Source organism: Filomicrobium insigne (genome assembly GCF_900104305.1).
In the GTDB taxonomy this organism is placed as follows: Bacteria; Pseudomonadota; Alphaproteobacteria; order Rhizobiales; family Hyphomicrobiaceae; genus Filomicrobium; species Filomicrobium insigne.
Genome location: NZ_FNJC01000001.1, coordinates 151096 through 164138, shown reverse-complemented (window position 1 = coordinate 164138; position 13043 = coordinate 151096). Strand labels below are relative to the sequence as shown.

The 13043-nt window shown below is 58.2% G+C and carries 12 protein-coding genes; 5 read left to right on the top strand and 7 right to left on the bottom strand.

What is annotated here, in order from left to right; genetic code table 11:
- Positions 1-58 precede the first annotated feature (58 nt).
- The 3 genes from aceF to BLS30_RS00745 are packed head-to-tail and all read left to right on the top strand — an operon-like array spanning position 59 to position 5496.
- Positions 59-1351 carry a dihydrolipoyllysine-residue acetyltransferase gene (aceF, locus tag BLS30_RS00755; protein ID WP_244466766.1) on the top strand — a complete coding sequence of 431 codons (1293 nt, stop codon included), beginning with the start codon at positions 59-61 and terminating at the stop codon, positions 1349-1351.
- A gap of 20 nt (positions 1352-1371) precedes the next feature.
- Entirely contained in the window at positions 1372-3159 is a 1788-nt protein-coding gene (gene lpdA, locus BLS30_RS00750; protein ID WP_090225913.1) for a dihydrolipoyl dehydrogenase, read from the top strand.
- A gap of 45 nt (positions 3160-3204) precedes the next feature.
- The gene (locus BLS30_RS00745; protein ID WP_090225910.1) at positions 3205-5496 is read left to right on the top strand and encodes an NADP-dependent malic enzyme; all 2292 of its coding nucleotides are present in this window, start codon (positions 3205-3207) and stop codon (positions 5494-5496) included.
- Positions 5497-5515: 19 nt separating this feature from the next.
- On the opposite strand, the gene infA is transcribed toward BLS30_RS00745, so the two are convergent.
- The 4 genes from infA to BLS30_RS18080 all read right to left on the bottom strand — a co-directional run bounded on the left by infA (position 5516) and on the right by BLS30_RS18080 (position 7674).
- Positions 5516-5800: a translation initiation factor IF-1 gene (gene infA / locus BLS30_RS00740; RefSeq protein WP_046478200.1), complete on the bottom strand. Its 285-nt coding sequence runs from the start codon at positions 5798-5800 to the stop codon at positions 5516-5518.
- Positions 5801-5900: 100 nt separating this feature from the next.
- On the bottom strand, positions 5901-6107 hold the full coding sequence (locus tag BLS30_RS00735) for a cold-shock protein (RefSeq protein WP_046478201.1): 207 nt from the start codon (positions 6105-6107) through the stop codon (positions 5901-5903).
- Positions 6108-6426: 319 nt separating this feature from the next.
- Complete coding sequence (locus tag BLS30_RS00730) at positions 6427-6840, bottom strand: BA14K family protein (protein ID WP_170832381.1); 414 nt, start codon at positions 6838-6840, stop codon at positions 6427-6429.
- A gap of 279 nt (positions 6841-7119) precedes the next feature.
- Positions 7120-7674 (bottom strand): BA14K family protein, encoded by a 555-nt coding sequence (locus tag BLS30_RS18080; RefSeq protein ID WP_170832380.1) that lies wholly within the window; start codon positions 7672-7674, stop codon positions 7120-7122.
- A 493-nt stretch (positions 7675-8167) separates the two neighbouring features.
- Here BLS30_RS18080 and BLS30_RS00715 point away from each other — a divergent pair, with 493 nt between their 5' ends.
- Positions 8168-8740, top strand: coding sequence for a hypothetical protein (locus BLS30_RS00715; protein ID WP_139165271.1), 573 nt, complete (start codon positions 8168-8170; stop codon positions 8738-8740).
- 20 nt (positions 8741-8760) lie between these two features.
- Here BLS30_RS00715 and BLS30_RS00710 read toward each other — a convergent pair whose 3' ends face one another.
- The 3 genes from BLS30_RS00710 to hisC form a co-directional block, all read right to left on the bottom strand.
- A complete protein-coding gene (locus BLS30_RS00710) occupies positions 8761-9432 on the bottom strand; it encodes a gamma-glutamylcyclotransferase (protein ID WP_342027526.1) in 672 nt (223 codons plus the stop codon).
- Between the two features lie 65 nt (positions 9433-9497).
- Positions 9498-10442, bottom strand: coding sequence for a prephenate/arogenate dehydrogenase family protein (locus BLS30_RS00705; RefSeq protein WP_046478205.1), 945 nt, complete (start codon positions 10440-10442; stop codon positions 9498-9500).
- A complete protein-coding gene (gene hisC, locus BLS30_RS00700) occupies positions 10439-11572 on the bottom strand; it encodes a histidinol-phosphate transaminase (protein ID WP_046478206.1) in 1134 nt (377 codons plus the stop codon). Before hisC ends, BLS30_RS00705 begins: the two co-directional genes overlap by 4 nt.
- 263 nt (positions 11573-11835) lie before the next feature.
- On the opposite strand from hisC, the gene metX reads away from it, so the two are divergent.
- Complete coding sequence (gene metX / locus BLS30_RS00695; protein ID WP_090225899.1) at positions 11836-13029, top strand: homoserine O-acetyltransferase MetX; 1194 nt, start codon at positions 11836-11838, stop codon at positions 13027-13029.
- Positions 13030-13043: the final 14 nt, after the last annotated feature.

Below are 13043 nucleotides of genomic sequence, written 5' to 3'. Positions count from 1 at the left end.
CATCGGCCCTTTCGGCCGAACCTCACACAATCGCCCGTCAATGAAAGGCCAGCAGCCAGTGTCCCTGATTGATGTAAAGGTCCCAGACATTGGTGACTTCCAAGACATTCCAGTGATCGAAGTTTTGGTGAAACCAGGTGACGAGGTTTCGCCGGAAGACCCGCTCGTAACGCTGGAAAGCGACAAGGCGACGATGGAAGTCCCCTCTCCCGCAGCAGGCAAAGTCGTCGAAGTTCTTGTAAACATCGGCGACAAGGTCAGCGAAGGCAGCGCCATTATCAAGCTGGAGTCGGCAGCTGATGTCGCAAGTGCGGGCGGCAAGGCACCCAAGCAGAGCGCTGCCCCCCCTCCACCTGCGCCTGAGGTGGTCACACCGCCCGCTTCGCAGAAAACTGAACCGTCCACACCGCCCCCATCCGGCGGCGCCTCTTCGAGCGGACTGCCACCACCGATGGACTTCGGCGGAGTTCATGCAAGCCCGTCGGTCCGTCGGCTGGCTCGTGAGCTTGGTGTCGACCTGACCCAACTGAAGGGCACAGGCGAAAAAGGCCGGGTAACGAAGGACGACGTCAAACGGGCGCTGGCGGGTGCACCGGACGCGGGTATGTCCGGCCGCGGTATTCCCGATATTCCGGCTCAGGATTTCTCCAAATACGGAGAGATCGAAACCATCCCCCTGACACGCCTGCGGAAGCTTTCCGGACCCGCACTGCATCGCGCTTGGCTCAACATTCCGCACGTCACGCATACAGATGAAGCGGACATCACTGATCTCGAAAACTACCGTAAGACGATTGACGCGGCTGCCAAGGAGAAAGGCTACCGCGTTACCTTGCTCGCCTTCCTCATGAAGGCGGCGGTCGTCGCGCTTAAGGCGTATCCGACGTTCAATGCGTCTCTGAGCCCGACCAAAGACTCCTTGATCCTTAAGAAATACTACCACTTGGGCATCGCGGTCGATACGCCGGACGGCCTCGTTGTGCCTGTGATCAAGGACGTTGATCGCAAAGGCATCATGGAGTTGTCGCAGGAGCTGAGCGAAGTCTCCGCCCGCATGCGCGACGGCAAGATAACGCCTGCGGACATCCAGGGCGCAACGTTCTCGATTTCGAGTTTAGGCGGTATCGGCGGCACGAATTTCACGCCGATCGTCAATGCACCGGAAGTGGCAATCCTCGGTGTTGTTCGCGCGGCGATGAAGCCCGTTTGGGATGGGGCCGAATTTAAGCCGCGCCTGATGTTGCCGCTCTGCGTGTCCTACGACCATCGCGTTATCGACGGGGCCTTGGCCGCGCGCTTCACCAGAAAATTTGCGGACGTACTTGCCGATGTCCGTCAGCTCGTTCTCTGACGAACATCCCGGAGACCACAATGGCTAAAGAGACCGTCAAAGAAGTTCGTATTCCCGATATCGGCGACTTTAGCGATGTTCCCGTTATCGAAATCCTGGTGAAGCCCGGCGACACGGTTCAGCCGGAAGATCCGCTCATCGTCCTGGAAAGCGACAAGGCGACGATGGATATCCCGGCTCCAGAAGCCGGCACCGTTGCCGAGGTCAAGGTGGCAGTCGGCGACAAGGTGAGCAAAGGCTCAGTAATCCTGACGCTGAATGCGTCCGGAGAAGCAGCCGAAGCAAAGCCGGCAAAGGAAGCAGGTACTCCCGAAAAGGCATCGACCGCTGCGAGCCCTGAAGCCACAACTCCGGCACCAGCCGCTGCAACATCTGAATATGCGGGCAAAGCCGACGTCACCTGCCAAATGGTTGTGCTCGGTTCTGGACCAGGGGGGTACTCGGCGGCTTTCCGCGCAGCCGATCTTGGGATGGAAACGGTTCTGATTGAACGCTGGCCGGTTCTGGGGGGCGTTTGCCTCAACGTCGGGTGCATTCCCTCCAAGGCGCTGCTACACACGACCGCCGTGATGGAGGAGGCCCAAGCCCTCAGTGCACACGGGATCAAATTCGCCGCGCCCAAGATCGACCTACAGGTTCTGCGGGAACACAAAGATAAGGTCGTCTCTAAACTGACGACCGGCCTCGGCGGCATGGCTAAGGCACGTAAAGTCACGGTTGTGACGGGAAGTGGTCGCTTCCTTGATCCGTATCACATTGAAGTCGCTTTGAGTGATGGATCGGGCACCAAGATCGTAAAGTTTGAAAAGGCGATCATCGCGGCGGGTTCGGAAGCGGTAAAGCTGCCCTTCCTCCCCGAGGATCCGCGTATCGTCGATTCCACCGGCGCTCTTGAACTCCGCAAGATCCCCAAAAAGATGCTGGTGATCGGCGGTGGCATTATTGGCCTTGAGATGGCGACGGTCTATTCCGCGCTGGGCGCGCGCCTGGAATGCGTTGAGATGCTCGACGGGCTGATGCTTGGCGCTGACCGCGATCTGGTCAAGGTGTGGGAAAAGAAGAACGCCCATCGGTTCGATGCCATTATGCTTGAGACAAAAACGGTGTCTGCCGCCGCCAAGAAGGACGGAATCCACGTCACCTTTGAAGGCAAGAACGCGCCAAAGGATCCGCAGGTCTATGACATGGTGCTTGTCGCAGTGGGCCGCAGTCCGAACGGAAAACGCATCGATGCCGACAAGGCTGGCATCTCTGTCGATGAGCGCGGCTTTATCGCGGCCAACAAGCAGATGCAGACTAATGTCGCGCATATATATGCCATTGGCGATATTGCCGGGGGACCGATGCTGGCCCATAAGGCTGTCCACGAAGGCCACGTGGCCGCCGAGTCAGCAGCAGGCAAGCCGAGTTATTTCGATGCGCGTCAGATACCCGCCGTCGCCTACACCGATCCAGAAATCGCCTGGGCGGGGCTCACGGAGGCCGAAGCAAAGCAGAAGGGGATCAAGTTTACCAAGGCGGTATTCCCCTGGGCAGCTTCGGGCCGCGCCATCGCGAACGGACGCGATGAAGGTTTTACAAAGCTGATGTTCGATGTAGATGACCACCGGATTATTGGTGGAGGCATCGTTGGCACCCATGCCGGTGATCTGATTAGCGAGGTCGCTTTGGCAGTTGAAATGGGCGCTGATGCTGTCGACATCGCAAAAACGATTCATCCCCACCCGACGCTTTCCGAGTCCATTGGTATGGCTGCGGAGGTCTTCGAGGGGACTTGTACCGATCTACCTCCGGCGCGAAAGCGCTGAACCGGCGGCTAATCACCGACCGGTAGCCCACCTAAAGGGAGCCACATGGACGAGAAGCTTGCCGCCGCGGCGCTTGATTATCACCGCCGTCCGAAGCCGGGAAAGATCTCGATACAACCGACCAAAGATCTGACGAACCAGCTGGATCTGTCGCTCGCGTATTCGCCCGGCGTTGCCTACGTCTGTCTTGCAATCAAGGATGAGCCCGCCGAAGCCGCGACCCTGACAGCGCGGTCAAATCTGGTTGGCGTTATCACCAACGGGACGGCCGTGCTCGGCCTCGGGAACATCGGGCCGCTGGCCGGCAAGCCCGTGATGGAAGGCAAAGGCTGCCTGTTCAAGAAATTCGCCGGTATCGATGTGTTCGACATTGAGGTCGCCGAGAACGATGCCGACCGTCTGGTCGAGATCATCGCGTCGATGGAACCCACCTTCGGTGGCATCAACCTCGAAGACATCAAGGCCCCGGAGTGTTTCATCGTTGAGCGCAAGCTCCGAGAACGTATGAACATTCCTGTCTTCCACGACGACCAGCATGGTACGGCCATCATCGTTGCGGCTGCCGTCACGAACGCATTGAAACTAGTCGGCAAGAAGATTGAGGACGTCAAGCTGGCGGGCTCAGGCGCTGGCGCCGCGGCCCTCGCATGTCTGGACTTGCTCGTCAATCTTGGTCTCAAGCGTGAAAATATCACGATCTCCGACATCAAGGGCGTTGTCTACAAAGGCCGCACCGAACTGATGGACGAGTACAAGGAGCGGTTCGCGCAGGAAACCGAAGCCCGAACGCTGGCCGAAATACTGCCCGGAGCTGACATCTTCCTAGGTCTGTCTGCAGGGGGAGTCCTGAAGCCGGAAATGTTGACGGAGATGGCGGACAAGCCAATCATCATGGCCCTGGCCAACCCCGAACCGGAAATACGCCCGGAACTCGCAAAGGCGGTACGCCCCGATGTCCTGATCTGCACTGGCCGGTCAGACTATCCCAATCAGGTCAATAATGTTCTTTGCTTTCCGTTTATCTTCCGCGGCGCTCTTGATGTCGGCGCAACCGGAATCACCGAGGAAATGAAGGTGGCCGCCGTCAAAGCCATCGCGGAACTGGCACAAGCGGAAACCTCAGACATTGTCGCCAGCGCCTACGGGGCGGAGCCGCAGTCGTTTGGGCCGGAATACCTCATTCCGACGCCATTCGACCCGCGGCTTATCGAACGTATTGCTCCCGCCGTCGCCAAAGCAGCGATGGATTCGGGCGTTGCCGCACGACCGCTCGTAGACCTCGAAGCCTATCGCTTCAGCTTATCGCGCTTTGTCTATCGGTCCGGCCCGAGCATGAAGCCGGTTCTGGATGCGGCCAAGCGTGAAAAGAAGCGCCTGATTTTCGCAGAGGGCGACGATGAACGCGTTCTGCGGGCAGCTCAGACGGTCGTCGACGAGGACATGGGGTATCCCGTTTTCGTCGGTGCCCAGGAGGAAATCAACAAACACATTAGGTCGTTGGGCCTTAGGCTCGCCGCCGGCAAGGATTGCGAGATTATCGATCCCTCTTCCGATCCGCGCCAAGCCGAGATTGAAAGTGCGTATTGCGAGTTGATGCACGGGCAAGGCCAGAGCGAGGCGTCTGCGCGTCAGACAATCCGTGCGAACCCGACCCTGATTGCCGCGATGTACCTGCGCCGCGATTTTGCCGATGCGATGTTGTGCGGCGTGCGCGGAACCTACGATGAGCATATCTCGTGTATTCGCGAAGTAATCGGCACGAGACAAGGTGTGAACACGCTTGCTGCGCTCAACATGCTGATGCTGACGGATCGGCAGCTCTTTGTCTGCGATACCTACGTCAATCGCCAGCCGACAACCGAGCAAATCGTAGAAATGACGTTGTTGGCCGCCGAGGAACTGAAAGACTTCGGATTGACGCCGAGCGTGGCGTTGCTTTCACATTCAAGCTTCGGCAGTTCGGATACGCCGGAAGCTCGCGTAATGCGCGAAGCCGTTGCCATTCTCGATCGCAGAGCGCCGGAACTCGAAGTTGATGGCGAGATGCGCGCTGATGCGGCGTTGTCTATGGCGTTGCTGGGGCAGGTGTCACCAGACTCCCGGCTCAAGCACGATGCCAATCTATTGGTTATGCCGAATGTCGATGCCGCCAATATTGCCTACAACCTGATCAAGATGACAGCAGGCAACGGGGTGACAGTGGGACCTATTCTACTCGGGACAGCCAAGCCGGCGCACGTGTTGGAGTCCACGGCAACAGTAAGACGTGTCGTAAACATGGCCGCCTTGGCCGCTGTGGAAGCGGCCAAGGCGGCCACGAAGAAAGCTTCGCAATGATGTAAAGCTCTTGCGACTACTAGCGGCGGCGTTGTCCACCACCTGGCGGGCCGCCGGCTCCCGCAGACGGCGGAGCCGATCTCGCATCCTTATGTCGGAAGTTGATCCGTCCCTTGGTGAGATCGTAGGGTGTCATCTCGATCGTGACGCGGTCACCAGCCAGGATGCGAATTCGATTTTTCTTCATGCGTCCGGACGTATAGGCGACAACTTCGTGCCCATTGTCTAATATCACCCGACAGCGGGCATCGGGAAGAACTTCGTCCACGACGCCTTCGAATTCGAGCATCTCTTCTTTGGCCATCAAGTCTCCTAATTCTCAATATTTGCGTACAACCGATAATGGGGAGAGCAGTTGCTGCCCTCCCCGCTTAGTTGGCCTGACCTGAGACGGTCTAGACGAATTATTCGGCGCGCAAATTGACAGCTGCGTATTTGCCGTTACGGCCCTTTTCGAGCTCGTAGGCGACCTTCTGACCTTCGTTCAGAGTCGCCATACCGGCACGTTCCACCGCCGAAATATGAACGAAAACGTCGTTTCCGCCATCGTCCGGCTGAATGAAGCCGTAGCCTTTTTGCGTGTTGAACCACTTAACGGTTCCATTCGCCATGACTGCCTCCAAAAGCGTATGGCATTTCCCAGAAGCGGGATTGCTCCCGGGGATCAAATCGCGCGATGGAGACGTCTAGTGCAGGCCGTGTAGTGCCGTGTAGTAGAGTGTACCAAGGCGTATTCGATGGCGCGTATATGGCCCGAAATACAGCGAAGCGCAAGAGTTTTGCAGCATCCAGGGGCATAGTTCGGCCTCAAGTTATAGCGTGCCAAAGTAATTGTGCTGCAGTGCAAATTCGAAAATAATCATAGAAAGGCCGGACCTTAGAGCCCGGCCTTTCGACTCAGATTACAATTGGTAAATCGAAGGTGAACGATCAGCGTAGATACGGACAAACTCGAGTTTCACCACCATAGGTCGTATATGTGCCCGTTCGGCGATCAAAAGAACGAAAACGGTCTTCGCATCGCTCAATGGCCGAAGAACTGGCGCGGCCTTCGCGAATAGCTCCCGCGATCAGCGCTCCAGCAATAACACCTCCGATAATAGCTGCCCCGCGATTACGGTGCCGGTGTCGCCAGCCGTGCCGGTGTCCCCCTCGATGGTGCCGCCATCCGCGCCCCCGATGCCGCACCTGGACGACGCCGGAATTGCTATCGTTGGCGACGGCGTGGTTGAGCTGCTGAAGACCGGAGCTTACGGGGACCGCAGTCGCCGGCGAACTTATGCCTGCACCTGCGAGCCCGAGAGCAACTATACTAGCCATCAGTGACTTATACTTGAGTGTCATGTCATCTCCTTCGTAATTTGTGTCGTCGCACGCTGGCGTTCGACACATGCGACAGACTTTGACGCTGCTGCCGCTTCAAGGAGGCAACGAAAGAGGGAAGCTTCTGTTCCATGATTAATGGTATACGGAGCTAGCTCGCATCATTGTGAGGTCGGCGTACCGATGCTGCGAGACGGCAGATGTACTTGCCGCAGCGCCGTGACTTGAAGAAAGAATTCGGGCCCGCGTCGGGCCGGGTTCCGGACGAGACGCGGGCCAGTCTACCAGCCGTTGAACAAATCAGCGCAGATACGGACATACGCGCTTTTCGCCGCTGTATGTCGTGTACTTTCCAGTCCGAGGATTGAAAGAGCGGAACCGTTCTTCACAACGCGCGACGGCAGATGATGCACTCACGACATTCGGAGCATAGCCATAGTCGTCATAGTCATCGTAGTAATCGTCATAATAACCGTAGCCGCCTCCATACACTATGGGACCGCCATACCAATAGGGACCGCGCCAACCGTGGCCGCCATGCCTGTGGTGACCGCCACCGCCGTGCCACATGCCTCCATGCGGAACATTCGGGCCGCCAATGTGGCCGCCATGTCCGCCGCCACCCATGTGGCCGCCGCCTCCGTGACCTCCTCCACCGTGGCCCCCGCCACCACCGCCGTGACCTCCACCGCCACTGCGGACTTGGATCACGTTAAAACTGTTGGCGCCCCCGCCAGGGGTACTTAGGTTCGTTAGTCCGCCAGCAGGAGCTGCCAGAGCTTGCGCGCTCACCCCTGCGCCAAGAATACCCAAGGCAAAAACGCTGGCGATCAGCGATTTTGGTTTGAACGACATAATCTACTCCTTCGTTCTGATCCGCTTCGCGGGCGCAAATTGCAGCGGGGCGAATGCGGAGAATGGAGGGATAACTAATCTTCTAGATACGACGTTCCAGGTTTTGACTTGGGGGAGATTGTCCTCCCGAGAACCAAATTAGAAGATCTAACTACATAATTTGACTTATGTATTTCCGAGTGAGGTCTCCCTGGTGACACGGTTCGGTTTGCGATCAAACTCGTGTGACTTTTCTTTGAGCTTTTCGTCACGGGGGCGCCGGCATGCAGACGCTCAGTTGAGCGAGATAAAGGTTGAATGTTTTTAGAGTTTCTACCGCTTGAGCATTATTGATTGTAGCCGCGAGGTTCCTTCCCCCCTGCTGCCCGAATATTCAGCACAGTACTGCCAATCAAGCAGGCACAACCTCCACGCTTTTATGAAAAAACATTCAAAATTAAGCCCTTAACAATTGGCATATGTTTTGCCACGAAATCGCCGACGAGGGCGTGTTATGGCGAGGGACGATATGTTCAATTGGCTGTTGCGAAAAAAGAAAAGCCAACCGGCTAAGGCTCAGCCTAAGCCCACTGAAACTGTAGCTAAGCCCAAACTTACGCCTGCGGAATCCGCTCCAATGGCACCGGCAGCGGTGCTGGCGACTGAGCCGGTGGTACCTGAGAAGCCAGCCGAGGTGAGGCCAGAACCCGCCGTTGCCGAGGCTCCGGCTCCGGCCGTCGCTGAGACGCCCTCACCGACACCATCGGAAGCTGAGCCATCTGTCGCCCCTCAGGCTCGGCCAGCATGCGCAGGCATCAGTAGAACAAAGCGTTTGCTCGTACTTGATCGTTCGCCTGTTGAAATCATGCCATCTGCCGGAGCTACTGTCGTCGAACATGCCGGGAGGCGAAAACGCAGTGGCGTATTGGTTAGAGTTCGCGCCGATGGCAGACGCCTACTGGCGAAAGTCGGACCAGCGGGTGGCATTCGCGCTTACACCTTGAGATACGACGGGGCCTACCGCCTGGAGGGGGTGGTCGATGCCCGCGCGCCGGAACTTACGCTGGCGCGCGGGCATGATCAGTAAAATCGCTTTGCGCGAGCAAACTAATCTTGGCGGATCTTTTGGCGGTAGATAAAGCGGCGGCGCTCCGACAGGCGTAGGGGCTGGCGTACGCGGAACTGATTGCGGACCGCCCGGCTGAGGCTTGTCACGTGTGGGCATTGAGCGCCATTGATTGTCTGGCGCGATGCGACGAGCGGCCCGATTAAGGCGAGCAGGCGCTCCAATTGGCGCTCGCGAATGCCTAGGTCGCTCAAATGCGACATGGTGTTGAGCACATAAGTGATGTTGTCACCTGATGTCCCACACGCGCCTCGGATCAGTCGAGCCTGGATCTGGAGCGGCAACCGTGATGCGTAGCTGGGATGTGCGCGTTCGACGACGTAAGTAAGCGCGTGCACGTGCTGACGTTGTGTGTTGAGCAGAGTAATTGGCAACCGCACCTCGCGGTAGACGCCGCTGACCTGTTCGCGCTCACGTAGATAGGCGAGTGTCGCCGGGACATCTTCTTCAGCGATTTGGAAGGCCATGCCTTCGCAGGCCCCACCGCGATCAAGCCCGAGCACGAGCCCGGGCCGTGTCTCGCAGCCACGATGGTGCATGGAGAAAACACAGAACGACCGGCTAAATCCGACAAGGCGAGCGTGTTCGGCTCGTTGGAACCGGAACCCCGGCCGCCACATCAACGATCCGTAACCGAACACCCAAAGACTCAAATCTCTCCCCGGTCCTTCTTGTTGCTCACGTAAACCATCCGAATGAGGATCCGGTGTCCACGTTGTCAGCGTTGGTCGCTACCCATTCCGGTTGTCTTTCTAGCACGGCCGAAATCGGGTGCGGAGGTATCCTGCCCGGCTTCGATGATGCCGCGCCGCATCGCACGGGCGTTGGTGAAGAGCTTGAACAGAGTGTCGCCGTCACCGTAGCGGATCGCCTTTTGCAGTTCGGAAAGATCTTCGGTGAAACGCCCGAGCATCTCAAGGACCGCTTCGCGATTGTTGAGGAAAATATCGCGCCACATCGTCGGATCGGAGGCAGCAATACGGGTAAAATCGCGAAAGCCGCTGGCGGAGAATTTGATCACCTCCCGGTCCGCGACCCGCTCCAGATGTGCAGCGGTGTTCACGATATTGTAGGCGATCAAGTGCGGCACATGGCTGGTGATGGCGAGCACCATATCATGATGCTCCGGGTCCATGATCTCTACGTTCGCCCCAAGCTTTTGCCAGAACGTCGTGAGCTTGCGTAGGGCTCCTGCGTCCGTTTCAGGCACCGGCGTCAGGATCGTCCACCGCCCATCGAAGAGTTCGGCAAAACCCGACTCCGGCCCGGACTCCTCGGTACCGGCGATCGGATGACCAGGTATGAAATGTACCCCTTGGGGTACAGAGGGAGCCACATCACGCACAATCGCAGCTTTCACGGAGCCGACATCGGTCAAAATCGCACCGGGTTTGAGATGAGCCCCGATCTCCTGAGCTAGTGCCCCGCATACCCCGACAGGTGCGCAGAGAACAATGAGATCGGCACCGCGAACGGCCTCTGCAGCAGAGCCAAACCCTTTGTCGATCACGCCGATTTTGAGCGCTTTCGCGAGGGTCTCCGGCGTCCGCGCGGATCCCACGATGGACTTCGCCAATCCCGCGCGGCGCGTAGCATGGCTGATGGAGGAACCGATCAGCCCAAGCCCGATCAGCGCCACCTTGTCGAACAACGGGGCACTCATTTGCGCAAAGCCTCTTGCGGGTGGAGTTCGTCCTTTGCGGCCCTCGTCACGATCTCTTTGAGAGCCTCAACGACGGCGCGGTTTTCAGCTTCTGTTCCAACCGTCATACGAAGAGCATTCGGCAATCCATACCCCGCAACCCGGCGCAGGATGATACCTTTCCCCTTGAGCGCATCATCTGCGGCGCTGGCCGTAAGCCCGGCAATCCCATCGAAATGGATCAAAAGAAAGTTCGCAACGCTTGGCGTGACTTTGAAACCTAACGCCGAAACCTCCTCCGTAAGCCAAGCGAGCCAGCGATCGTTATGCATGATCGCCGCTTCCATGTGGGCTTGGTCAGAGATTGCGGCAACGCCCGCAGCAATAGCGGGTGCGGATACGTTGAACGGCCCGCGAATCCGGTTGAGCACGTCCGCGATGTCTTCTGGGCAATAGGCCCAGCCGAGCCGTAGTGCGGCTAGGCCGTGAATCTTCGAGAACGTGCGGGTCATCACAGTGTTCGCGGTGGTCGCGACCAGTTCGAGACCGGCTTCGTAATCGTTGCGCCGAACATACTCCGCATAGGCGCCGTCGAGCACCAGGACGACATTTTGCGGAAGGTCCGCGCGGAGCCGTCGCACGTCCTTAATAGGAATGTATGTGCCGGTCGGATTATTAGGATTGGCCAGAAACACGATCCGCGTCTTATCCGTGACGCAATCCAGAATGGCATCGACGTCGCACGTAAAGTCGCGTTCGGCCGCGACGACGGGTGTGCCGCCGTTTGCCCGGATCGCGATGGGATATACGAGAAACCCGTGCTCCGTATAGATGCCCTCGTCGCCGGCGCCCAGATACGCGCTGGTAACCAGATTCAAAAGCTCATCCGACCCGGCGCCGCAGACGATGCGATCAGGGTTGAGGCCATAACGCGCGCCGATCGCGGACCGAAGTGCCGAAGCCGACCCGTCCGGATAGCGTTCAAGACTGTCGGCGGCGGCCCGAAAAGCGGCGACAGCAGTCGGACTTGGCCCGAGCGGCGTCTCGTTCGAGGAGAGCTTGATTGGCTTCACATTGCCTATAGTGCGGCTTTCACCAGGCACATAAGCACTGATATCCAGGATTCCTGGCTTGGGTTGCGGCGCGGTCATGCGTTTTTTAACTTAGGTTGGCAATTCGGGTTTGGTGGCTTCTGCCCCTTGCGCCGGCTCTGACAGCCAAGCGATAAAGGGTGGCCATCGGCCGGGTACAGTTGATAGGCCTCGACATTCGCGAACGCAAAGAAAAGTTGACATTGGGCTGTCCGGCCTAGCAAACGTCGCGAACCGGAACCACTTTCGGATAAATCATGCAGACACCTCCCCATAGCCAACGAGCCTTGGGAGCAGAATTAACGGCCTCAGGACATAGCGGAATGACGGCACCCTTAAAGCACATCCCGGAAGAAAACGCGGCTGCCAAGGCCCGTGCGCATATGCTTGCGCCGGAGTGCGAAGTGTTGACCATCCCGGACTCTGAGCCGTTGAAGCTGGACGGGGAAAAGCTGCTTGCGCCGTTCTCTATTGCCTACAAGACCTATGGGCAGCTCAATGCCGACAAATCCAACGCCATTTTGATCTGTCACGCGCTGACGGCCGATCAGTACGTGGCAAGCCGTCATCCGGTCACTGGGAAGCCGGGTTGGTGGGAAAGACTGGTCGGGCCGGGTAAACCAATCGACACCGACCGCTTCTTCATTATCTGCCCGAATATTCTCGGGGGCTGCATGGGCTCCACCGGCCCCGCATCAATAGATCCCAAGACGGGGCACCCCTACGGCCTGAACTTCCCTGTCATCACCATTGGCGACATGGTCAACGCACAAGTGCGTCTTATTGATCATCTCGGCATCGACCAACTGTTTGCGGTCGTCGGCGGTTCGATGGGCGGTATGCAGGTGCTCGGTTGGTGCTCCCGTCATATGGAGCGGGTGTACTCGGCGATCCCTATCGCGACGGCCGCTTGGCATTCGTCGCAGAACATTGCGTTTCACGAGGTCGGTCGCCAAGCTGTTATGGCGGACCCAAATTGGTGCGGCGGCAACTACTACGAGAAGGGACTGGTGCCGCGCAACGGATTGGGCGTGGCCCGCATGGCGGCGCATATCACTTACCTCTCGGAAGACGCGTTGCACGAAAAGTTTGGCCGCAACCTCCAGAATAGGTCCGAGCGGACGTTTTCGTTCGATGCCGATTTCCAGGTGGAGAGCTACCTGCGCCACCAGGGCTCCACCTTTGTCGATCGGTTTGACGCCAACAGCTATCTCTACATCACACGGGCGATGGACTACTTTGATCTCGCCGCTGAGCATGGCGACGTGTTGGCCAACGCCTTCCGTGGAACGCAGACGCGGTTTTGCGTCGTGTCCTTCACGTCCGACTGGCTCTACCCGACGCGGGAAAGTCGCGACATAGTTCAGGCATTGAACGCCGTCGCGGCCAACGTCTCATTCGTTGAAATCGACTCCATCAAAGGGCATGACGCCTTCCTGCTGGAGGAGCCGGAATTTGCCGCGACCGTTGAAGGTTTCATAAATTCCTGCGCCAAGCGGCGCGGGCTCGCGCGCTAAAGCTCGAGAACACG